The 23,556-nt window shown below is 40.2% G+C and carries 17 protein-coding genes and 1 pseudogene; 16 read left to right on the forward strand and 2 right to left on the reverse strand.

The window, feature by feature from the left end:
* The 8 genes and pseudogenes from AN213_RS20465 to AN213_RS19680 all read left to right on the forward strand — a co-directional run.
* Nucleotides 1–267 (forward strand): annotated as a pseudogene (locus AN213_RS20465) (TonB-dependent receptor); the annotation flags it as partial.
* Entirely contained in the window at nucleotides 260–571 is a 312-nt protein-coding gene (locus AN213_RS20470; RefSeq protein ID WP_055199440.1) for a hypothetical protein, read from the forward strand. The pseudogene AN213_RS20465 and the gene AN213_RS20470, both read left to right, overlap by 8 nt.
* A gap of 53 nt (nucleotides 572–624) precedes the next feature.
* On the forward strand, nucleotides 625–1,044 hold the full coding sequence (locus AN213_RS20490) for a TonB-dependent receptor domain-containing protein (RefSeq protein ID WP_055199441.1): 420 nt from the start codon (nucleotides 625–627) through the stop codon (nucleotides 1,042–1,044).
* Entirely contained in the window at nucleotides 1,013–1,870 is an 858-nt protein-coding gene (locus AN213_RS20135; protein WP_055199442.1) for a TonB-dependent receptor, read from the forward strand. The genes AN213_RS20490 and AN213_RS20135 overlap by 32 nt, the downstream gene beginning before the upstream one ends.
* 60 nt (nucleotides 1,871–1,930) lie before the next feature.
* Nucleotides 1,931–2,812: a class I SAM-dependent methyltransferase gene (locus AN213_RS19665; RefSeq protein WP_055199443.1), complete on the forward strand. Its 882-nt coding sequence runs from the start codon at nucleotides 1,931–1,933 to the stop codon at nucleotides 2,810–2,812.
* A 116-nt stretch (nucleotides 2,813–2,928) separates the two neighbouring features.
* Nucleotides 2,929–7,131: an ATP-binding protein gene (locus AN213_RS19670; protein ID WP_055199444.1), complete on the forward strand. Its 4,203-nt coding sequence runs from the start codon at nucleotides 2,929–2,931 to the stop codon at nucleotides 7,129–7,131.
* A gap of 110 nt (nucleotides 7,132–7,241) precedes the next feature.
* Nucleotides 7,242–7,547 carry an H-NS family nucleoid-associated regulatory protein gene (locus AN213_RS19675; RefSeq protein WP_054564036.1) on the forward strand — a complete coding sequence of 102 codons (306 nt, stop codon included), beginning with the start codon at nucleotides 7,242–7,244 and terminating at the stop codon, nucleotides 7,545–7,547.
* 68 nt (nucleotides 7,548–7,615) lie between these two features.
* The gene (locus tag AN213_RS19680; protein ID WP_055199445.1) at nucleotides 7,616–9,361 is read left to right on the forward strand and encodes a DEAD/DEAH box helicase; all 1,746 of its coding nucleotides are present in this window, start codon (nucleotides 7,616–7,618) and stop codon (nucleotides 9,359–9,361) included.
* A 26-nt stretch (nucleotides 9,362–9,387) separates the two neighbouring features.
* On the opposite strand, the gene AN213_RS19685 is transcribed toward AN213_RS19680, so the two are convergent.
* The gene (locus tag AN213_RS19685) at nucleotides 9,388–9,720 is read right to left on the reverse strand and encodes a ribonuclease E inhibitor RraB (protein WP_054564034.1); all 333 of its coding nucleotides are present in this window, start codon (nucleotides 9,718–9,720) and stop codon (nucleotides 9,388–9,390) included.
* A gap of 171 nt (nucleotides 9,721–9,891) precedes the next feature.
* Here AN213_RS19685 and AN213_RS19690 point away from each other — a divergent pair, with 171 nt between their 5' ends.
* The 6 genes from AN213_RS19690 (at nucleotide 9,892) to AN213_RS19715 (ending at nucleotide 21,183) form a co-directional block, all read left to right on the forward strand.
* Nucleotides 9,892–11,619, forward strand: coding sequence for an autotransporter assembly complex family protein (locus AN213_RS19690; RefSeq protein ID WP_055199446.1), 1,728 nt, complete (start codon nucleotides 9,892–9,894; stop codon nucleotides 11,617–11,619).
* Nucleotides 11,619–15,305, forward strand: a complete 3,687-nt coding sequence (locus AN213_RS19695; RefSeq protein WP_055199447.1) for a translocation/assembly module TamB domain-containing protein — start codon at nucleotides 11,619–11,621, stop codon at nucleotides 15,303–15,305. The genes AN213_RS19690 and AN213_RS19695 overlap by 1 nt, the downstream gene beginning before the upstream one ends.
* Nucleotides 15,306–15,396: 91 nt before the next feature.
* Nucleotides 15,397–16,287, forward strand: a complete 891-nt coding sequence (locus AN213_RS19700) for a peptidylprolyl isomerase (protein ID WP_055199448.1) — start codon at nucleotides 15,397–15,399, stop codon at nucleotides 16,285–16,287.
* Between the two features lie 213 nt (nucleotides 16,288–16,500).
* Entirely contained in the window at nucleotides 16,501–20,391 is a 3,891-nt protein-coding gene (hrpA, locus tag AN213_RS19705) for an ATP-dependent RNA helicase HrpA (protein ID WP_055199449.1), read from the forward strand.
* Between the two features lie 139 nt (nucleotides 20,392–20,530).
* Complete coding sequence (locus AN213_RS19710) at nucleotides 20,531–20,878, forward strand: two-component system response regulator (RefSeq protein WP_268795275.1); 348 nt, start codon at nucleotides 20,531–20,533, stop codon at nucleotides 20,876–20,878.
* A gap of 8 nt (nucleotides 20,879–20,886) precedes the next feature.
* Nucleotides 20,887–21,183 carry a PilZ domain-containing protein gene (locus tag AN213_RS19715; RefSeq protein ID WP_054564030.1) on the forward strand — a complete coding sequence of 99 codons (297 nt, stop codon included), beginning with the start codon at nucleotides 20,887–20,889 and terminating at the stop codon, nucleotides 21,181–21,183.
* On the opposite strand, the gene AN213_RS19720 is transcribed toward AN213_RS19715, so the two are convergent.
* Nucleotides 21,180–22,370, reverse strand: coding sequence for a class I SAM-dependent methyltransferase (locus AN213_RS19720; protein ID WP_054564029.1), 1,191 nt, complete (start codon nucleotides 22,368–22,370; stop codon nucleotides 21,180–21,182). The two genes, AN213_RS19715 and AN213_RS19720, sit on opposite strands and share 4 nt — an antisense overlap.
* Nucleotides 22,371–22,505: 135 nt before the next feature.
* Between AN213_RS19720 and AN213_RS19725 the strand changes: the two genes are divergently transcribed.
* Together AN213_RS19725 and AN213_RS19730 are read left to right on the forward strand one after the other, a co-directional pair.
* Nucleotides 22,506–23,153, forward strand: coding sequence for an HD domain-containing protein (locus tag AN213_RS19725; protein ID WP_055199450.1), 648 nt, complete (start codon nucleotides 22,506–22,508; stop codon nucleotides 23,151–23,153).
* Nucleotides 23,146–23,547 (forward strand): VOC family protein, encoded by a 402-nt coding sequence (locus AN213_RS19730; RefSeq protein ID WP_173637085.1) that lies wholly within the window; start codon nucleotides 23,146–23,148, stop codon nucleotides 23,545–23,547. Before AN213_RS19725 ends, AN213_RS19730 begins: the two co-directional genes overlap by 8 nt.
* The last annotated feature ends 9 nt before the right edge of the window (nucleotides 23,548–23,556 follow it).

Consider the following 23,556-nt stretch of genomic DNA (forward strand, 5'->3'; position numbering starts at 1 on the left):
GGCGATATCGAAGCATACACAGCAGATACTGTGGGTTGGTCGTACTTTGGTGCAACTGTTTTATCTCCAGACTTCTCAGAAGCAAAAGCGTCTCTACTATGTGATGATTTAATTTCTCAATATGGCGAAGATACATTCCGTCGTGTAGATGCTAACGAAGATTGGGGCCCTGGCTCTGAATACTGTATGTATGCATTTGGTAATGTGTCTTACAATACAGCATCTATTGACCGTAACACGCTTTACATCAGCTCTAACTATGAATAACGTAGAGTGGTTTGGCCAAACAATGTTTGTTCAAAACTCATCATTTGGTCGATATGCTCCACCTGCTGCCGCGTGGGAGAGTATGTCAGCTGATAATCCGCATAACCCTTACGGCGTAGACGATGCATATGGTTTATTCCGTTGGGTTGGTATCGGTACTCGTGACGGCAACGTAGATGACTACAATATCGATTTAACGACAGGTCTTCGTGGTGATTTGGACTGGAACAATGCGTCTTGGGAAGTTTACTATCACCGTAACAAAGCAGACTTGGTGAATACTACCTTTCTTATGCTGGTCTAGCGTACAACCAACAAAATGATATCGCTTTAGATTCTGAAGAAGGTATTGCTAATATGAAAGCAACAACTCTTCAACAATCTTCTTCAACATTTGACCAATACTTTGCTGGTTTAGGCTTTGATTTATTCGAACTACCAGGTGGTTCAGTAGCTCACTACGTAGGTATGGAGTACTTTGAGCAAACTTTTGCTGATATTTATGATGGTCAGTCAGAAGCTGGTCGAATCGGTGGTTCAGCAGGTAACTCTTCTGAAGGTAAGCGTGATGTAACAGCATTCTTCTTCGAATCAGTACTTCCTGTAACAGAAACAGTAGAACTAAACTTAAAAGCTCGTTACGATGATTATTCTGATTTCGGCGATAACATTGCACCTGCAATCTCTGCACGTTGGCAAGTTGCTGATAACATCGTTATCCGTGGTTCATACTCTGAGTCTTTCCGTGCTTTCATTCTCTGCAGAAGACGCAATTGATTATGCCAATGGATCTACTACAGAGCGTCAGTACAATACTTACTATACCCAAAACTCAGAACTAGATGCGGAAGAGTCTGATTACACTAACCTAGGTATCGCTTGGGATGTAAACGACAACCTTACTTTCAAAGTTGATTACTTCCAGTTACAAATCGATAATGTAATTCAACAAAAGACTTTACAAGCACTTTTATCTGATGAAGCTGCAGGTCTAATCTCTGCAGTATCAGTAGACACAGATACTTCAAATGATACTTTCTACTTGAAGCGTGCAGCATCTGGAACACTTATTGAAGCGGGTACATCTTACTTCAATGGTGCAGGTTTTGAAGTTGAAGGTATCGACTTTACAATTGCAGCAAACCTTGAAACAGGTTTCGGTGATTTCCGTTTCCAAAACGTGAATAGTTTTGTACTTTCTTATGAAGAAGAGGTAGGCGGTCGAGTTCAAGATACATCTGGCTGGTCAGGTCAACCTGAACTTAAATCTGTTGCTACAGTTGCTTGGTCTTATGAAGATCACTCGCTAGCGTGGAATGCAACATTTACTGATAGCACTAGTGAGTTTGAAAGAGCACCTCTTGATGCTGATGATAACCCAATCCCAGGTGCTAAATATGATGTATCAGGTAGACTTGATAGCTGGTTAGTACACAACTTAACCTACACTTATAATGCAGGTGCTTATGGTGCGCTTACCTTCACTGTTAATAACTTAACTGATGAAGACCCTGTATTATCATCAAATGGAACTTGGGATGATCAAGACCTATATAATAACTTTGGTCGTGACTATCGTGTAAGCTATTCAATTAGCTTCTAATTAAGTTTATTAAACGCAAAAGGCTGAATTTATTCAGCCTTTTTTATTTGTGGAGCAATAATGAGCGATCATTGGAGTAATTACTGGCAGCAGGGACATTTGACGTCGTTTGGAGGGGGGTTCAAAACTAATTATGAAGGAGAGCTCAAAAATTTTTGGCAAAGATTTGCGGACAATATAGCTGAACATTCTAATGTGCTCGATATAGGTACTGGTAATGGGGCGTTAATAGAATTAATACAAGAAAATCATAGCTTTAACTGTGTGGGTGTCGATAAGGCTTTAATTCATAAGGATTATATTAACTCGGTAAATGGTGAGCTTTTACCTGGTGTTTCTGCAGAGCTCCTGCCATTTGAAAGTTGTCGATTTGACTATGCGATATCTCAGTTTGCAATTGAATACACCAATATTGATAAAAGCCTAGAAGAAGTAATGAGAGTACTAAAATATAAAAGGAACTTTGTATTTATTTGCCACCACCCTGAATCGATGATTATCAAATCGAATCAAGAAATTCTTAATATTTCAAATGAAATCAAAAGCAAACTATTTGCTAGGTTGAATGTTCTTGCAAGAGCACTCGTTAAAGATGAACATGAGCTGATCAAGAGTAGTTTTGAATTTATTGATAGCTTTACTTTTGAGAGACGTGGAAATATACATGGCTTGAAAGGAACTAACTTACTTTCTTTTGTTGATTTTTTGAAAAAAAACCAAGGTAAAAAAATTCAATTCGTTAAAGCATTCAAGTTATTTCAAAAGGAGCTCGAATTATTGATATTGCGATTGCAAGAGCTCACACAGGCTGCAGATAACTTGCCCTTAATAATAAATAAGTTAAATCAAGAAAATATTGATCTTGAAGTTGGCTATATAAGAGAAGAAAAAAGTGCGGCTTTATTAGCCTGTTTTTTGCACACTAAAACAACAAAATTTTAGATAGTAATTGAATCATGAAGAAAGGGCATTTTTAGAGTAAAAATTAGTTATTTGTACCAACTTAGTTAATCTCTTATACTAGAATTTCTCCACTAACAATTAGTTAAGGCTTTTAGTTGAGTAAAATTACTGTATTCACCCTTCTTATAGTACTTTCATTACTTGTACCATTTAGCGCAAGTACTCAACCAACCAGCATAACTCTAAAAGCGGGTATCGTTAACTATAATTTTTTTCCTTACCATACCCGGGATGCTGATGGGCAGTTTTCGGGTGTTATTGTTGGTTATAGTAATGAAATCGCTCGCTTGGCTGAAGCCGATCTTGAATACCGTGTTTACGACAGTTTAGATGAGTTATTAGATGCGCTTAAAGTTGGTGAGATCGATTTTGCTGTAGGCCTAAATAAAACCGCACAGCGTAAAAAGCATTTCTTATTTTCAACACCCTTCATGGAAGCGCCAAGAGGTATTGTCGCAAATCAGTCTATCGCAAATGATGCTTTGAAAAACTTAGCGAGCTTACGTTGGGTGTGCATTACGGGTAGCTCACATTGTGAATATTTAGTTGAAAATGGCGCGCTATTTATTAATCGTTTTATAAAACCCGAAGACGCCTTTAAAAAAGTAGCAGATGGCTCGTTTGATGCCTTTATGGGTGATTACTCAGTATTATCTCATCAACTAAAAAATCGCTCTCAAGAAAACCTGAAAGTTGTGAGCCCAGTTTGGCTATCGAGCGAAACCTTGCATGTAATGTTTAATAAAAACAAAACAGCATTACGCAATCAAGTTAATTCGGTATTAGCCGCTATTTCACCAACCACGAAACAACTATGGGAAAGTTCTGCTAGTGAAGAATATTTAGCCGCTAAAGCGTATAGTCAATTTAAGCGTGATTTTAACCGTATTGATAAAAAAGAAGAAAATAATTACTTACTGACATTTTCTTTTGTCGATGGTCTCTATCCAATTCATGCGACAAGTAATTTAGGTGAAGCTGACGGCTATTTAAACGATACTCTTGAGCTTTTAGCTCAGCGCAGTGACTTTCAGTTTAAGTATATACCTGCGGCTAATTCGAAAGAGTTGGAACGACTATTTTTGGCCAATAAAATTGATTTAATTCCGACCATGAACCCCACGAAAATTGATGAGGGGGTGTTGATAGCATTGCCAGCTCATTACAGTTTAGAGATGGTGTTAATCTCTAAACGAGCAAGCAAAACTAAACGAATTGGTTATTTAGAAGCGTTTGCTGACCCTAAGCAAAAGCTTGTAACGAATGAACTCGTTGAAACGGTATCATTTGACTCAATTAAAACGCTATTTTATGCACTGAGAAATGACAATATTGATGCTGTTATACTGCCGCAAAGTATTGCCGCATACCAGTTAAACCAATTCTATATTGGTGAGTTTTATATTAATCCAAAATACCGGTATACCCAGCCTATTTATTTTTTAGTGAATAAGCACTTTTCAGAGTTTGCGACTTTGCTAGACAGCTTATTTAAAACATTGACCAGCAACGATTTTAGCCATGTTGTGAACCGACATGGCATTTTTAGTATTGAACGTGGCTACGACCGCAAAACAGTGAATACCACGGCAATTCTTATTTTAATTTTAATCGCTGTGTCGGTGATTTATTTTATTAGCTGGCGGTTAACTATTAATCGCGAAATTGCAAAGCGTAAAGAAGCTGAAGAAGTGGCATTGATTAAGCTTAACTTTACTCAAAAACTCATTGATGACTTACCCACTATGGTGGTGATTCAAGATCAGCATCAAAAACGCGTTATGTGGAATCGTGCCTACAAAGAAAATTTTGCTCACTTATGGGATGAAAATAACCAATATCTGCGCGGCGATATTAAAGTCGTAAAAAAACTAATTTCACAAAATGAACAAAGTTTAAATTCAGGCAAAGTCATTAATCAGCATATTAATTACACTAACAAAGCTGGCAAAGAACTGGAGCTGCTTTACACTAAAAAGCCGTATGTGGGGTTAGATGGTGAACTAGCAGGCATCATGACAGTGCTTACTGATGTTACTGAGCACCGCCATTTACAACGTGAGAATCAGTCAGTTCAACAGCTTCTACAAACCATCACAGATACCATACCCGGCGGCGTATTCCAGTATGAGTATTATGACAATGGTGAGGGATGTTATACCTATATAAGTAAGGGCGCGCAGAGCTTATTAGGTGTCACTTCACGAATGATTAACCAGCGCGGTATGACGGGATGTATCTCGCCATTTATTGTTGATGAAGACCGCGTGCAAATCGCCAAGAGTTTTAAAGCAGCGACAAAATTTAACAAACTGATTGATATTGAGTTTCGGATAAATAATCTCGGCCAGCAAATTTGGTGTCGTTATATTGCTAATGCTGAAATTAATAAACGAGACGATAAGCAAGGTGTGCGTTGGAACGGCATCTTGCTGGACATCAGCTTACTTAAACGCCAACAAGCAGACTTAAGTAAAGCTACTCAGCTTGCACATCAAGCTGATCTAGCAAAAAGCCGCTTTATTGCCACTATGAGTCATGAATTAAGAACGCCAATGTCTGGGGTAAATGGCTTTATAGAGTTGTTAAAATCATCACCGCTTGATGAAGAGCAGCATTACCTCGTTGAGCACATTGACAGTTCTGTAACCAAGCTTCGCACATTAGTGGATGATATTTTATATTTTGCTAACACCACGACAGGCAATATTGAAGTTGAATTACGTGAGGTCGACCTAGAAGCACATTTATGTCGTGTTTTGCGTGCCCATGAATACCTAGCTAAGCAAAAAGGGCTTGAGTTTAACGTGATATGGCGTACAGCTGCTTATACCTTAGCTTCTGTTGACATAAGCCACTTGATGCAGGTTCTCTCTAATGTTTTAAATAACGCTGTGAAGTTTACTGAAAACGGTTCAATAAGCTGCGATGTGTTATTTGAGAAGCAGTCTTTAAAAGTTGAAATATCAGATACGGGTAAAGGTATGACGGCTGAGCAGTTGGCGCATACATTTACCCCTTTTGAGCAAGCTGACAACTCAATTCAACGTCGCCATGGAGGTACAGGCTTAGGCTTGAGCTTGGCAAAGCAACTTGTTGAAGCCATGCAAGGTGAAATATCCATTTCAAGTACTTTTGGTAAAGGTACCAATGTTTACATTGCTGTGCCACTTAAAAGCGTCAGCAAACAAAAACTGCAGGCTGTATCAGTGAATTGGGCTGTGTGTTCTCAAGACCATCAGTTATTAAATAATCTAGCTAATATGGGTGTAAAGCATCACCAATTAAGTTGGCCAATAGATAAAGAGGCATTTACGCAGGAAGATAATATTCTTATTGATGAAAGCTATATTAAAACGCTGTGGGGCGCTAATTGGCTGCAATCAATCAGTACTGCAAACAACAACTACATTTTAGTCGCAAGTGCAAAAAAAGAGCATAGGCCGGCTAATTGTAGCTGTCATATTTTACCTACAGAGCCATTATATCCAGATACTCTAAGAGAGCTTTTAGATAATGTACATACCAGCAATGATGAGGGGTTGGCTGCGCAAAATGCTCAGTTACATGGGCAAATATTAATTGCTGAAGATAATAAAACAAATCAATTATTACTTGAAAAACAATGCCAGAAGCTCGTTATCAAAGCAGTGATGGTTGATGATGGTATTGCTGCACTCAGAGCACTTGAAACAGGACAGTTTGATTTATTACTAACCGACTGTCATATGCCTGACTTAGATGGGTTTAAATTAACGGAGCAATTACGCAATCAAGAAAAATTTAAACATTTGCCAATTATTGGCTTTACCGCTGATGATTCAAAAGAATGTTTTAACAAAGCATTAAAGTCAGGAATGAATAGTGTTTTATTTAAGCCTTATAAACTTAATGAATTATATAATCGTCTAGCTGAGTTTATAGATTTAAGCTCTAATGATTTGCCTAATAGCAGTGAAGGCGTTGATATCAGTTTACAAGGTATAAAAGATAAGCAGCATTGGTTAACTGTTTTTGGTAATGAGAGTGATGCGAAAATGCTTGCCGACGTATTTATTAACAGTTTGCAAAGTGATTTAAATACTCTACAAGAGCACTTGGAAGCTCAAAATTTGGAAAGGGTTTCTGCTGCAATACATAAACTTAAAGGCGCTATTGTTATGCTGCAATACCCACCTTTATCTGAGCTAATAGTGACAACAGAAAATACCTTTAATCAACAGCAAGATACATTAATAGTGGAACAATTAATTACTGAGTTAAGGGATGTAATAGATAAAATAAAGCTATGGCTATAATAAATAGATAGGATAAAAAATAAACATGGAATAGATTATTTCATTAAATCCACATATACTAGCTACTGTTGAACATTTAACTTAACTTTTAATACTTAAGAGAGCTCTCAATGAAAGAAATCCGATCTTTTGTGAAATCTGCGTCATTATCTGAATTAGAAAAAGCAAAACAGCTAATTGACACAGCAATCGAGAAATATACTCAACAGCAAGAAGCTAAAAAAGAAGTACTCGATCTACTAAAAGAAAAAGGACTTACATTAGAAGATTTACAAGATGTTGCTTCAACAGATAAGCGTACTAAGGTAAAACCAAAGTACCGCATCGAATTTAATGGCGAAATTGTTGAATGGACAGGCCGTGGCAAACGTCCTAAAGCATTCCAAGGTGTCGATTTAACAAAACACCTCGCTTAATTTTTGCTTTAAAGAATATCAAGGGAAGCGTATGCTTCCCTTTTTTATGTCGATTATAGTCCGATAACATGAAGTACGTACTTAGACCCTACCAACAAGAGGCCGTAGCACGCACGGTTGCTCACTTTCGACAAACAGATGACGCCGCACTGATTGTTTTACCAACAGGGGCTGGAAAAAGCCTTGTTATTGCTGAACTTGCGCGCATTGCCAAGCAAAAAATTATGGTGCTCGCGCATGTTAAAGAGTTAGTAGAGCAAAACGCCGAGAAATATATTAGCTTTGGTTTTAAGGCGAGTATTTTTTCTGCGGGGTTAAAGCAAAAGTCTTTAACAGAGCAAGTCACTTTTGCGAGTGTCCAATCACTGGCACGCAATACAGAAAAGCTCACTGATGCTTACTCTTTGTTGATCATTGATGAATGCCACCGTGTAAGCGGTGATGAACAAAGCCAGTACGGGCTGGTGATAGCGAGTCTAAAAAAACAAAATCCCAATCTTAAAGTACTTGGCTTAACCGCAACACCATTTCGTATGGGGATGGGTTGGGTTTACCATCATCACTATCATGGTTTTGTTAGAGGTGATAAAGATGCACCGTTTAAAAAGTGTATTTTTGAGTTACCACTGCGCTATATGATCAAGAACGGCTATTTAACGCCGCCCCATGAAGTCGATGCAGCCATTAGCCATTATGACTTTTCATCATTACCGAGTGATTCATTTGGTCGGTATAGTATTGAGAATATGAATGCGTTATTGAAAGATAATACACGCGCAACAAAAGCGATTATCAAGCAAGTTATAGAATACAGTGAACAGCGTCATGGCGTGATGATCTTCGCAGCAACCGTAATGCATGCCAAAGAAATTACCAGTTACTTACCTGAGGATAGTACGGCACTTATCACGGGTGATACTGATAATAACGAGCGTGACCGAATTATTAATCAATTTAAAGCAAAAAAAATAAAGTATTTAGTAAATGTATCTGTACTCACGACGGGTTTTGATGCGCCTCATGTCGATTATATTGCGATTTTACGTCCCACCGAGTCAGTCAGTTTATACCAACAGATTGTTGGTCGAGGCCTTCGTTTAAGCGAAGGAAAAAAAGACTGCTTAGTGATTGATTATGCAGGTAACGGCTTTGATTTGTTTTACCCTGAGGTCGGCAGTAAAAAAGCGCAAAGTGATAATGAGCCTGTTCAAGTGCTGTGTCCAGGCTGTGGATTTGCGAATATTTTTTGGGGTAAAACAGACAGCGAAGGCAAAGTAGTTGAGCATTTTGGTAGGCGTTGCCAAGGCTTGCTGGACGATGGTGAAGAACAAGTACAGTGCGATTATCGTTTTCGGTTTAAAGAGTGTGAGCAGTGTGGTGAACAAAATGATATTGCTGCAAGGCAGTGTCAGTCCTGTGGTACCATGATGGCAGACCCTGATGATAAACTACGAGAAGCACTAAATTTAAAAGATGCTTTGGTATTAAGGTGTAGTGGTTTGTCAGCTCAAGTGCTCGCAAAAGGTTTACTTAAAATTAGCTATTATGATGAAGATGGAGCCAGTTGCGATGAGGTATTTAACTTAGCAAATGACACCGGACGATTTATTTTTAATAAGCAGTTTGGTAAGCGAGCAGCACCTGGTTTTACCCCAATGGAATGGCAAAGCGCGGAACAGGTTGTCAATTTACAACAGCAACTGCTTGCACCCGACTTTGTGATTGCGCGTAAAAATAAAAAATATGGTTGGAAAGTGGCTGAAAAGCTATTTGATTATCAGGGCAATTTTCGTAAGGCGAATCAATTAAATTGATCCCCTTACGAGATTGTGGGAATGGCTTATTCTTCTTCGGCCATCAACCCCCAACCATCGCCATAACCATTATGGCTATTAGCAATGCTTTCTAAGTATTGTTCTGTTTGGCTAAGTAAGGTGTGATCTGGCACCATCTTCACACGAGTAATTACTTCCCACACCCCTGTATCTGGGCATTTGGCTAACTCTGTTGAAGGGGCAAGTTCATCACTTGTAATTGCTTCAGCAAATTTTTCTGCTTCAGGCTTTTGTTCAAAAAGAATATAGAAATCGATAGTTTGCATACTGGTTAAATCGACACCAGCGTCAGCAATTTCAGCTAATAATTGACCGTTTTCGTCATCAGGGAAGTGCATTTAGTCGCTCATTCATTATAAATCTAGGTATTATCCGCTATTGTAGCGAAAATAATTGTTTAACGCGTACTAATTTTAACATTTCAATTATGTCAGTGGCTATTGCACTGTGCTAGTATCTTTTTGTACTCATTTTAGATTATGACTCTTCCAAAAAAGTAAGGATATTTTTTGTATACTCGGCATTTCTTTTTTGTCTTTGTGTTTATCTGCTTTTCATACAGCCAGTACGCATTGAGTGCGGCAACGGTTATTAAAGATTATAAAATTCAAGGGATCAGTGATGAGCTCGAAAAAAACGTTGAGCTTTACATTAAGCAACTGGTCGATGAAAAAACTTCCAAGGCGTTGAGGCGTCACGCAAAAAGCCAAGTAGAAATGAGTTTAAAGGCCCTTGGCTATTACAAACCGACTATCAAGATTAGTTTCGATAACGCACAACAGCTATTAATTGTCGATGTTGAACGTGGTCCTGCTACGCGAATTGCAAATATTAACGTCACTATCACAGGCGCCGGTAAAGATGACGCTGAATTTATGTCTGCCGTCAACAGTATCAAAATCAAACAAGGTGACTTTTTAAATCACGGTAAATATGAGGCCGCAAGAAAACGCATTGAAAGCCAACTATTAGAGTTAGGTTATTTTGATGCAAAATGGCATGAGCATAAATTGGCGGTATCGCTAAAAAATAATAGCGCAAAAGTCATTTTTAATGTCGATACTGGGCCCCGTTATCAGTTTGGTGTTATCACCATCGGTAGTGAGACACCTGCTGAAAAATACATTCGTTCGCTGGCGGAGTTTAAGCAAGGGCAGCCATATAAAGCGACTGAAGTTTCGGATTACAACTTAGCGCTATCGAGTACCCCTTATTTTACCAGTGTACGTGTGTATGCAGACATTGCAAAACGTAAAGATAATCAAGTGCCTGTTAATGTTGATGTACTACATAAGCCTGCCAATAGCTATGAAGTGGGCGGTGGCTTTAATACTGATTTTGGCCCAAAAGTTCGTTTTAAATGGACCAAACCTTGGATCACTGAAGATGGCCACTACTTAGAAAGTAACCTAAATGTATCTGAAAAACAGCAAGATATATCGATGAGTTACACAGTTCCTGTAGATGACCCTAACGATGATCTATGGCGCTTTTCTGTAGGATACAAACTCGAAGATGAAGTAACTAATGATTTGTATAGCAAAATATTCACGGGGCAATTACAGCGACAGTGGCTAACCGAAGACGATTGGGTACGTACGGCTTTTTTAAGACGTGACTACGAGACATATCGAATAGGGGATGAAGAGCAAAGCGCAAAAATGCTAATGCCTGGTATCAGTTATGCGAAAAAGGATACCGAAGGAGGCACAACACCATATGAAGGTTATCAATGGATGGTATCGGCCGAATTTGGTTTAAAAGACATGATGTCTTCAACCAATATCTTGCGATTGCAACTTCAAAATGCGTGGTTAACCACCTTTGCAGACCGCCATATGCTGTTTTTAAGAGCCAATCTTGGCGCCATGCTAGTCGATAACATCAACAACGTACCGCTATCGCTTCGTTTTTATGCGGGGGGGGATCAAAGTGTGCGTGGTTTTGCCTATGAATCTATCTCCCCTGAAGATGAGGAAGGGCGTTTAATTGGTGGTAAATATTTAATGAGTGGCACCGTTGAATATAACTATCAATTCGCTGAGCATTGGCGCGCAGCCTTATTTGTCGATAGTGGTACTGCGACGAATGATTTTAGTGACCGCGTCGAAGTCGGTGCCGGTTTTGGTTTTCGGTATTTAACGCCAGTTGGTCCTGTGCGTATCGACCATGCTTGGGGTTTAACAAAAGAAAGCAAAAGTACCCGATTAAGTATTACCATAGGGCCTGAAATCTAATGAAGATGTTAAAAAAGATAACCAAGGTTCTATCAATCACGCTGGCAAGTTTGCTAGTCATTGTGTTTTGTTTGCTATTCACCGCACCCGGTAATCACTTTATTGCATACACAGCTAATAAGTTAATTGATGGCTTAACAATAAAGCTGCCATCTGGGCGTTTTTTATATAACGATGCGTTTGATGTTCATTTTGAAAATCAAGGCATCAAGCTTTATGCAAAGCAGCTAAAAATTGATTTATTCTGGTGGCGTTGTGATGGTATCTGCCTAGATAATTTAAGCGCCCAGTCGATAGATTTAAATATTAAAAGCCAAGCTGCATCAACTGAGCAGGGCTCTGAAACAGAGCCTGAAGTTGCACAAGCCGCACCAATTAGCTTACCAATGAAAGTTGCTGTTAAACGCGTTGCAATTAATCGCTTTAATCTTGCGCACCCGAGCGCCGATGTAACAGTCAACAAATTAAACTTAAGTGGTCGCGGCGAAGAATCGGATATTACAGTGGATACACTGACCATTGCTGATGTTGCTGTGATGCTACACGAAGCAAAAGAGCAGCCTAAATCAACGCCATTAACAGAGCTTCCAGCATTACCAGCACTTGATATTACGCTACCGATTAATGTTGAGTTAAAGCAACTTCAAATCAGTAAAGTTGCTGTTACTCCTTATGGTGCTGAAGAGGCTCAGCTAGTCGAAAATATCGAATTAATTGCGTCTGCTAAGGGGAGCGATATTAAGCTTGAAAAGCTTGCTGCAAGTTATCAGCAATGGCAATTGCACTCTAATTTAATGGCAGAGCTTTCTGGTGAAAATACAATTGAGGGAGCAGTGTCTATAAAAAGCACTGAGCATCAAGCGAAGTTATCGCTTTCAGGCCCGCTTGAGGATTTAAAGTTAGACCTAGTTACACAGGGAGCATATCCAGCAGAGTTAAAAGGGGCTGTGAACCTAAAACAAACAAATTACCCCTTTGATTTAACAGGCCAGATAGCAAAGTGGCAAATAGCAACAGATACACAACAGCTGCAATTATCGGACTTTTATTTAAAAGCGAAAGGCCATGCCGATGCTTATGCTGTTGATTTGAGCCTAGTAACGCAGTTAGGTGCATTACCGGCAATGACCGTGAAATCGCAATTACAAGGTAGTTTAACAAACGCAAAACTTGAGCAGTTAAGCCTAAATGCGAATGACAGTAAAGCAGACATTAACGCATCAGTTGATTGGTCGAACGGGGTAAAAAGCGAGTTTAAAGGGCTTTTAAGCCACTTAAAAGCCCAATACTTAACCGATGCACTAAGCAGTGATTTATCTGGTGAATTTAATGGTTCATTTAATTTACAGGCAGGTGAGTGGCAGCTTGCCTTAGATAACACGCAATTAAATGGTTCAGTTAATGAAGTGCCAGTGACCTTGTTGTCGGATTTTGAACTTGATAGCAGCCTGCACGCTAGTTTTAAAAAACTTGAAGTGAAAAGCGGTAAAAATGAAATTGCGCTATCGGGACAGGTTGATGACGTATGGCGTGTAGACGGTAAATTGCGTCTAGATGCTAGTGGTCAAGATATCTTGCCTATGCAAGGCAAGGGCTTTGCAGATTTGAGCTTACGTGGTGAGCGTCTTGCGCCAACGGTTGATTTAAATCTAGTCCTTAATACATTGAGCTATCAAGATATTCAGGTTGATGGTTTAACATTAAAAGGGCAATTTGATTACGCAGCCGATTGGCAAACAGATGTGTCACTGGTGCTTGATTCTGCATCTATTAGCGAACACAAAATTAACCAAATTGAGTTAGATGCCAGTGGCGATAAAACAGATCACCATTTAACTTTTTTACTCGATGCAGATCAAGGCAAGGCATCATTTGATGTAGACGGTAAATTTAATAAAGAAACCTGGCAAGGTGCGCTGAGCCAAATTCTTGTAACCGATAACCAGGTGCGCTTTGGCACTAATAAGCCAGTTAATATTCAAGTGAATACCAAAACCTTTGACTTTAATGTAGGCGCGCATTGCTGGCAAAGTGATAACTCAAAACTATGCTTTGAGACCTTGCAGCAAACTAAGCAATTAGGCCAGTTAAATGCACAGCTTGCTGCGCTATCAATTGCTGAATTTAAACACTTCTTACCCGATAACTTGAAAGTAACTGGCGATGCAAACGGGGAGTTTGTTGCTAATTGGAATAATGGTGCATTGAAAACGATTCGTGCCAATATCAAAACCAACCAGCTTGAAGCATCTTTAATTGATGACGCAAATGTTTATAAGTTACCTATAGAGGTTTTAGATATCTCGGCAATGAGCGATGCACAAGTCGGTAAACTTAATGCCACTCTAGATTCATCTGTGTTAGGTAAAGTAACCTCAGAGCTCAATATTGATGATATTCAAAATCAACAGACCTTAGCGGGCGACTTGGTTATTGAGAAAATTGAGTTAACAAACCTACGTCCTTTTATAGCTTCACTTGAGCAACTAACAGGCGACATAAAAGGCCGGTTAGCAATCGCAGGTACTTTAAAAGAGCCATTACTCAATGGTGATTTTGATGTCGAAAAAATCAATCTAGAAGGGGCAACCTTGCCGGTGTCGCTGCAAAACTCTTATGTGAACATTGCCTTTAATAACCAAAGTGCAAAGCTCACTGGCGAGCTCAAAGACACCGAAGGGGGCGCGCTTAATTTATCTGGCGGTGTTGATTGGCAGCAAGATTTACCGGACGTTGACGTGAAGTTAAACGGTAAAGAGTTTTTTGTGCGTGCTCAGCAAGATGTCACCTTTAAAGTGTCTCCAGACTTAACAATGTCCTTAAAAAATAATGCGTTTAATCTTGATGGCCAAGTTGTCGTGCCATGGGGACGTATTGCGATTGAAGAGCTACCAGAGGGAGCTGTGCAAGTCAGTGATGATGAAGTCATTGTTGATATTGAGCAGCAACAGTCAGAAAAAGTCCCCTTTGATTATGCTATTAACTTAAAGGTGTTGGTTGAAAATGATGTGCGCATTGATTCGTTTGGCTTACAGTCGAAAGTTGAAGGCAACATTAATATCAGCATGGACCAAGTTACGCCGATGATAGCAACGGGTGAGTTGAACCTAGTTCAAGGTACCTATCGTGCTTTTGGTCAAGACTTGCAAATTCGTACCGGTCAGGTGGGCTTTAGCGGCTCAATTGATAAACCGTATTTGAACATTAAGGCAATTCGTAATCCAGACAACACCTCGAATGGCGTGATTGCAGGTATTACGTTAACAGGCAATGTTGAACAGCCTTCATTAAAAGTATTCTCAGAGCCTGCGATGGACCAAGCCCAAGCATTGGCTTATTTATTAAATGGGCAACCTCTTGATGAAGGAGATAGCTCAACCGATGCGATGCTCACCCAATTACTGCTTGCTCAAGGTGTAAATCGTAGTGAAGGGGTGGTATCTAAAATTGGTGAAAGCTTTGGTTTGTCTGATGTCAGTTTAAGCTCAAGCGGCAGTGGGGATGACACCAAAGTTGAAATATCTGGCTACGTTACACCGGGCATTCAAGTAAAATACAGTGTTGGTATTTTTGATTCATTAAGTGAAGTGGCGGTACGCTATCAATTGCTGTCGCAATTGTATATCGAGGTCACCAGTGGCTTGAATCGAAATGTTGATATTCTTTATAAATTTGATTGGGACTAATACCTCTACTTGTGACCAAACATCGCTTTTACTTGCTTATTAGGGCATAAGTTAATAGGCTGAATTGTCAATTACTTAAAAGATAATAACAATGAAATTAAGTCTATTAACTCTGTGCCTTGGCGTAGTATTAGCCGCACCAATTGCTGCAAAAGAAACAAGTCAAAAACGTTTCCCTGGCGAAATCATTAAAACCGCAAATACTAGTGAGTGGCGAAAAGTCAGTGCCGAAAACGTCATTAAATTAACCTTACCTACGGGTGCTGCTTATATCGAACTAAACGATAAACTAGCGCCTATTCACGCAAATAACATGCGACAGCTTGCCAAAGAAGGGTTTTATCAAGGCCTGAGTATGTATCGCTTTGTTGAAGGATTTGTTGCGCAGGGCGGGGATGCCAGCGAAAGTAAACCTGTTAAAAATGCCAAAAAAGGGTTACCTGCTGAGTTTTATCTACGCACCGAGGCTCCTTTAGCGATTACAGAGCTTAAAGGGCCTGATGGCTATGCCGCTAAAACGGGCTTTTTAAATGGCTTTGCTGTGGCACAAAACCAAAGCCAAACCGAAACATGGCAAGTACATTGCCCAGGAATTTTTGCTATGGCCCGCGGTAATGATATTAATTCCGGTGGTACCGAATTTTATGTCACCATCGGTAATAGCCAGCGCTATTTGGACCGTAATATCACCGTGTTTGGTCGTGTTTTAGAAGGCATGGAGCACTTTAATCTATTGCAGCGTAAAGCCACTGAAGGTCAGCCATTTAATCCCATCACAGATATGCAAGTATTAGCAGATATTAAAGATACAGATAACAGTGAATTTCGGGTGATGAAAACAGACTCAAATGCCTTTAAAGACCTCATCGAAGCGCGTAAAAATCGAGTAGAAGCGTGGTTTGTTGAAAGCCCTGACTACATCGATGTTTGTGCAATGCCAATCCCAACAGAGAGGATTATGCCAACTCGCAATAATACTTAATCATTTTGAGGGATTAAATCTGTCGCTAACGGCGTTAAAAACCTCTCATTTAGAACAACTAAATAACGAAATTTTTGCCTTGTTATCAACGAGATTTTATTGCCTCAAAACTGTTCACTTAATTAAGCGAATTGGCATAAATAAAGCCATGACCACCTGATAGATTATTTGATACAATATCAGTCTATTGGTTAAGAAATATAAGGGTATCGGGTGGTTAACCTAGGTCCGCTGTTCGGCGAATTAAAAACGTGTTTACGCAAAGATCAATTCATCTTCAAAAAACGCCTTCATGGTATTAAAAAAATCAACGATGAAACTAAGCAAGCAAACATAGCGCAAAAAATAGCAGAAGATATTAGTCGTTCGCAGCAATTGCGCGAGCAACGTTTGGCTGCATTGCCTAAAGTGACCTACCCAGAACAACTTCCTGTTAGTCAAAAGAAAGATGACATTAAACAGGCGATCGCCAATAACCAAGTAGTGATCATCGCCGGTGAAACAGGCTCAGGTAAAACGACGCAGATCCCAAAAATGTGTTTAGAGCTTGGCCGGGGTGTTGATGGATACATTGGTCACACCCAGCCTCGCCGACTCGCGGCTCGAAGTGTCGCGAATCGTATTGCAGAAGAAATGCAATGCGAGCTAGGCCAACAAGTGGGTTTTAAAATTCGCTTTAGTGACCAAGTTTCTGACAATAGTTACATTAAATTGATGACAGACGGTATTCTGCTGGCTGAAATTCAACAAGACAGATACCTAAATCAGTACGATACCATCATCATCGATGAAGCCCACGAACGTAGCCTGAATATCGATTTCATTTTAGGCTATTTAAAAAATTTACTGCCAAAACGTCCTGACTTAAAAGTTATTATTACCTCAGCGACGATTGACCCAGAGCGTTTTTCTAAACATTTTGATGATGCACCCATCATCGAAGTATCCGGTCGAACTTTCCCAGTAGAGGTTCGTTATAGACCAACCACTGAAATCAACAAAGATGAGATGGAAGCGGATGGTGACCAATTACAGGGTATTTTTGATGCCGTTGATGAGCTGTGCGATGAAGGTCCTGGCGATATTCTGATTTTTATGAACGGTGAACGAGAGATTCGCGATACCGCCGATGCGTTATCAAAGCGAAACCTCAAAGGCACGGATGTTTTACCGCTATATTCGCGTTTATCAAACGCAGAACAAAACCGAATTTTTGCGCCGCACAGCCGTCGTCATATTATTTTAGCCACCAACGTGGCTGAAACATCACTAACGGTGCCGGGTATTCGCTATGTTATCGACCCAGGTACCGCGCGCATCAGCCGTTATAGCTATCGTACCAAGGTACAACGATTACCGATTGAGCCAATTTCACAAGCCAGTGCCAATCAGCGTAAAGGTCGCTGTGGTCGTATCGAAGCGGGTATCTGTATTCGCTTATACAGTGAAGAAGACTTTAACTCGCGCCCTGAGTTTACTGATCCTGAAATTTTACGCACTAACTTAGCTTCTGTTATTTTGCAAATGCTTGGTTTGGGGCTTGGCGACATGCAGCAGTTCCCGTTTGTGCAAGCGCCAGATAGCCGTAATATCAACGATGGTTTAACGCTACTTGAAGAACTCGAAGCAATTAAGCCAGCTAAACGCCATAAAAAGACTGAGCTTACGAAATCAGGCAGAAGCTTAAGCCGTTTACCGGTTGATCCACGGTTAGCTAAAATGGTGCTGACTGCCGATGGCTTAGGTGCACTGCGTGAAGTGATTATTATAGTTGCGGCATTGTCGATTCAAGACCCAAGAGAGCGACCACAAGAAAAACGTGGTGCAGCGGATGAAAAGCATGGCCGTTTTGATGACCCTGATTCAGATTTTATCGCCTTTTTAAATCTGTGGAATTACCTTGAAGAGCAGCAATCTGAATTGAGCAATAGCCAGTTTAGAAAGTTATGCCAAAAGGACTTTTTAGCCTATATGCGTATTCGCGAATGGCAAGATATTGTTTATCAGCTATCAACGGTATGTAATGAAATGGGCATGAAGGCCACTACCAATGTTGCTGATAGCGAGCGAATTCATCAATCTTTATTAAGCGGTATGTTAAGTCATATTGGTTTTAAAGATGAAAAACAAATTTATAAAGGCGCCCGCAACAGCCAATTCCATATTTTCCCAGGTTCAGGATTATTTAAAAAGAGCCCAAAATGGATTATGTCGGCAGAGCTTGTTGAGACCAGTAAGCTTTATGCGCGGATCAACGCGCGCATAGACTTGAAATGGGTTGAAGGCTTTGCACAGCATTTAGTAAAGCGCAGCTACAGTGAACCGCATTGGGAGAAAAAGCCGGGTGCAGTTATCGCGTTTGAGCAGCAAACCTTGTATGGCCTATTAATTGTTAATAAGCGCCGCTGTGTATACAGCAATATTGATCCAAAAGTAAGTCGCGAGTTGTTTATTCGCACCGCTTTAGTAGAGCAAGAACTGGGTCAAAATGAAGGCTTTTTACAATATAACCAAGAGTTAATTGAAGATATTCAGGTTCTTGAAAATAAATCTCGCCGCCGTGATATTTTAGTTGATGAACAAACCCTGTTTGAATTCTACGACAAGAAAATTCCACAAGATGTAAATAATCGTGCCGCGTTTAATAAGTGGTGGAAAGGACAAAAACAAAAAGATAAACGCTTTTTGCATATGTCTCGAGAAGAATTAATGCAGCATGGTGCTGATCATGTTACCGAGTTTGATTACCCAGATACTTGGCAGCAAGAGAACTTATTATTACCACTGGCATATCACTTTGATCCAGGGCAAGCCGTCGATGGTGTTGCGGTACAAATTCCGGTAGCGCTGTTAAATCAAGTTCAAGAAACTGGCTTTGATTGGCATATTCCTGCATTTAGACATGAATTAATTTGTGCGCTTATCAAGTCGCTACCAAAAACGATTCGTCGCAACTTTGTGCCTGCGCCAAACTACGCCGATGCGGTACTTGCTGCAATCGAGCCGATGCAAGGCAACTTAATTGATGCAATTAGCACGCGCTTATTACGTATGACAGGTGTGCGTGTTGAGCCTGATGCATGGGATTTATCAACCCTTGCTCCGCATTTACGCTTACAGTTTGAAGTGCGCGATGAACACGATAAGTTACTCGCTCGCGGTTTAAATTTATCTAAACTAAAAGCCCAGTTACAAGGTAAGGTAACGGATACCTTATCGAAAGTAGCAGACAAAGGCATAGAAAAAGCTGATTTGACTGAGTGGAGCTTTGGCGAGTTACCAAGCTCTTACGTGAAAAAACAAGGTCAATACGAAATCAAAGCGTTTCCAGCGCTGGTGGATAAAAAAGACTCAGCTGCGGTTGAGCTATTTGATAATGAACACAAAGCACAGCAAGCGCACCAACAAGGTTTACGCCGCTTAGTGTTATTAAATGTGCCATCACCAATTAAGTATTTACAACAAAACTTACCAAACAAATCTAAATTAGGTTTGTACTTTAATCCGTTTGGTAAGGTCAATGACTTAATTGATGACTGTATCGCTGCAGCCGTCGATAGCCTATTAACTAAATACGGCAACATTCGCACAGCAGATGCATTTGAAAAAGCGAAAGAGCAAATTCGCGGTGAGCTTGGTGATACGGTTGTTGAGATCGCTACCCAAGTAGAGCAAGTGCTAAGTATTGCTCATGGCTTAAATAAACGTATGAAAGGACGCGTTGATTTAACCATGATAACAGCGCACGGTGATATTAAATCACAGTTACAAAGCTTAGTTTTCAAAGGCTTTGTTAGCCAGCACGGCGCAGCAAAAATGACGGATTTAATTCGTTACTTAAAAGCCATTGAACGCCGCCTAGAAAAGCTCCCTGTTGATCCTAATCGTGATAGGTTGTGTGTGCTTGAGCTTGAAAAAGTAGCTGAGCAATATCAAAAATTAGCTAATAAAATTCCTAAGGGTATGCCAATTCCTGAAGAGATCAGTGCGATATTTTGGATGCAACAGGAGTTACGTGTTTCTTTATTTGCACAAACACTAGGGACACCTTATCCTGTATCTGCTAAACGTGTTTTAAACGCAATCAAAGAATGTGAGTTATAATACTAAGGAATGAGCAATGAGGTTAACGCCTCCTTGCTTTAAGTTACAAACACAGATGCTAAAAGGAGATTATGTGGGCATTGAAAAGGAAAAACCGATCTCAGTTCCTGAGCGTACGGTAAATCGACCGCGACCAACTATTTTGGTCGTCGATGATGAATATTTTAATTTTGAAATGCTCAAAGCAAGCCTTGGGGATGAATTCTCATTAAGTTATGCAAACTCAGGCGCATCGTGTTTAACTTCAGCCATTGCAGAGCCGCCAGATGCTATACTACTAGATGTTTGTATGCCGGGCTTAGATGGTTATGATACCTGCCGATTACTAAAAAACACCCCAGAAACAGAGCAAATTCCTGTTGTCATGGTGTCTGGCCTTGAAACCGAGCTTGAACAAAAAGCGGGGTTTGATGCCGGGTGTGACGCCTATGTAGTGAAGCCTTTTTCTGTTAAAACATTAATAGAGAAAATAAAAACACTGGTATAGGAGGCCATATGTTTCATGAGGAAAAACGCGACTTTCGCCGCATGCAAATTCATACCCCTGCAAAACTAATCCCATTAGATGTTGTTAATGGCGAAGAAATTCAGGCTATGTGCACTGATTTAAGTGCAACAGGGCTGGCAATTCACCTTGATGAAGTTTTAGAAATAGGCAGTCTGTATCGGGTGTTAATTGCTTCGACTAGCACGGCTATTACCTCATTTGATGCAACAGCCCGTGTGATACGAGCAACCAAGGAGCAAGATGGCTCCTTGAGTGCCGGTTTAGAAATTGTAAGTTTTAACTAGTAAACCTTACAGATCAGGCCTTTAAGATAAAAGCCTTCTGGATAGCTGCCAGCAATTGGGTGGTCGGCAGCTTGGTTTAATCGTTCCATGATCAACAAGTCTTTACCTGCATCAAGGGCTGCATCCGCAACCACTTTTTGAAATAAATTTTGTTCCATTAATCCAGAGCACGAGAAAGTGAGTAAAGTGCCACCTGGTTTTAAGATTTGCATCGCAATCATATTAATATCTTTATAACCACGGCAAGCACCGGTTAATTGCGCTTTGTTGTCAGCAAATTTTGGTGGATCCATAACGATAGTATCAAATTGCACACCTTCATCACGGTATTGGCGCAACAACTTAAAGACATCTTGTTTAACGAAATCAACTTTAGACAAATCAAGGTTGTTATGCTCAACGTTACGCTTAGCCGTATCAAGTGCTGGCTGTGATACATCGACGTTAGTAACGTGTTTACAACCACCACGCAAAGCATAAAGCGAGAAAGTACCTGTGTAGCTAAAGCAGTTTAATACTGTTTTGTCTTTAACAAAGCGCTCAAGAGCTGCACGACTATCACGTTGGTCTAAGTAAAAGCCAGTTTTGTGGCCTTCAAGAATGTCTACTTCGAGTTTTAAGCCATTTTCTTCAATGACGACTGGCTCTGTTGGTTCTTTACCCCAAAGTACGCCCTTGATTGGCTCAAGGCCTTCTTTAGTACGAACATCAACATCTGATCGCTCATAAATATCGCAACCAGGGAAAATGGCCATAAGTGCAGCAACAATTTCACCTTTATGGCGCTCTGCACCGGCACTAAGCAGTTGGCACACCAGTACATTATCAAATTTATCGATAGTGATGCCTGGTAAGTAGTCAGACTCTGCAGCGCTTAAACGAAAACCCGTTAAGCCGCCTTCGCTGATCACCTGTTCGCGCGCAGCATAGGCACGGCGCAAACGCTTTTCAAAAAATGCTTGGTCAATGATTTCGTTTTGATCGAAGCTCCATACGCGAGCACGTATTTGTGATTGCGGGCTGTAAGCTGCAATCGCTAAAAACTTACCGTCATTGTCATAGATTGTGACAGTATCACCTAGTCCTGGCTTACCTTTTACTTTTTTAATGGCTTTTGAGAACACCCAAGGGTGTTTTCTTTTTAATGATTTTTCTCGTCCAGCTTGCAGGTAAATAGCAGATGACATAGGGATTCTCGCGTCAAACAAAAGGGGGCATAGTTTAATGAAGCACTAGCAAACATACAATGAATGTTTTGAACAAATCCAGTAAGCACGCTAAAGTAAGCATAATTTCAATCAGTTAATGGTGATAGCCAGTATATGCAGCCAGAAATAGACTTTGCAGCTTTAGAAACTCAGTGTCGAGACTTTATTTTGTCTTTACTCCATGCCGATGTCGCACACGATATTAGTCATATTGAGCGAGTAGTGAGGGTTGCAAAACAATTATGTATTGCCGAGCAGGCAGAAATGGCTGTGGTGTTACCCGCAGCTTGGTTACATGATTGTGTTGCAATTGCTAAAAACCACCCAGACAGGGCAAAAGCATCGACCATGGCTGCAGATAAGGCGTTAAGTTTTTTAGCCTCAATTAATTATCCTGAGCAGTATTTTAGTGCTATTCATCATGCTATTGCGGCACATAGCTTTAGTGCCAATATCAAAGTCCAAAGTGTCGAAGCGCAAATTGTGCAAGACGCGGATCGAATGGATGCATTAGGTGCAATTGGTGTGAGTCGCTGCATGAAAGTAGGGGGCTCAATTGGTCGTTATCTGTATCATAAAGACGATCCATTTTGCTTAAACCGCGAACCTGACGATACAAAATACACCCTCGATCATTTCTTCATTAAGCTGTTACACATTAGCGAGAGTATGAACACGCCATCGGCAAAAGATGAAGCTAAACGACGTACAGCTTACATGCTCGAATTTTTAGAGCAGTTAAAAACCGAAATTGGTGAGTAACATGGCTATTCCATCTTTATGTGGTGTTGATCATTGCCACTTAAATGTTGATGATTTATCGGCTGCGCTAAAGTGGTATGAGCAAGTACTTGGCTTTAATGTTGTACCAGAACTCGCTTTTTGGGATGAAGGAAAAGGGCCTTTAACCTTAGAGGACCAAGCAAAGACAATTCGTTTAGCACTCTTTGAAGCAGACGGTAGAAGCAAAGGTATTGCTTTTGGCGCAAATGCAGCACAGTTTTTAGCATGGCTTGAGCATCTCGCTCAGTTTGATGTTAAAACATTTGTTGCTGACCACGGTGTTACTTATTCAATGTATTTTAAAGATTGTGCTGGTAATAGCCATGAAATTACTTCGCATGATTACGATGCAATTAAAAAAGGCCTCAAATGAGGCCTTAAT

It is taken from the genome of Pseudoalteromonas sp. P1-8 (assembly GCF_001399985.1).
Taxonomy (GTDB): Bacteria; Pseudomonadota; Gammaproteobacteria; order Enterobacterales; family Alteromonadaceae; genus Pseudoalteromonas.

Excerpts from the sequence above, each read along its gene's own strand:
- AN213_RS20490 (WP_055199441.1), top strand. The coding sequence starts at position 625 with ATGAAAGCAACAACTCTTCAACAATCTTCTTCAACATTTGACCAATAC.
- AN213_RS19675 (WP_054564036.1), top strand. The coding sequence starts at position 7,242 with ATGAAAGAAATCCGATCTTTTGTGAAATCTGCGTCATTATCTGAATTA.
- AN213_RS19700 (WP_055199448.1), top strand. The coding sequence starts at position 15,397 with ATGAAATTAAGTCTATTAACTCTGTGCCTTGGCGTAGTATTAGCCGCA.
- AN213_RS19715 (WP_054564030.1), top strand. The coding sequence starts at position 20,887 with ATGTTTCATGAGGAAAAACGCGACTTTCGCCGCATGCAAATTCATACC.
- AN213_RS19685 (WP_054564034.1), bottom strand. The coding sequence starts at position 9,720 with ATGCACTTCCCTGATGACGAAAACGGTCAATTATTAGCTGAAATTGCT.
- AN213_RS19695 (WP_055199447.1), top strand. The coding sequence starts at position 11,619 with ATGAAGATGTTAAAAAAGATAACCAAGGTTCTATCAATCACGCTGGCA.
- AN213_RS20470 (WP_055199440.1), top strand. The coding sequence starts at position 260 with ATGAATAACGTAGAGTGGTTTGGCCAAACAATGTTTGTTCAAAACTCA.
- AN213_RS19665 (WP_055199443.1), top strand. The coding sequence starts at position 1,931 with ATGAGCGATCATTGGAGTAATTACTGGCAGCAGGGACATTTGACGTCG.
- AN213_RS19680 (WP_055199445.1), top strand. The coding sequence starts at position 7,616 with ATGAAGTACGTACTTAGACCCTACCAACAAGAGGCCGTAGCACGCACG.
- AN213_RS19725 (WP_055199450.1), top strand. The coding sequence starts at position 22,506 with ATGCAGCCAGAAATAGACTTTGCAGCTTTAGAAACTCAGTGTCGAGAC.
- AN213_RS19720 (WP_054564029.1), bottom strand. The coding sequence starts at position 22,370 with ATGTCATCTGCTATTTACCTGCAAGCTGGACGAGAAAAATCATTAAAA.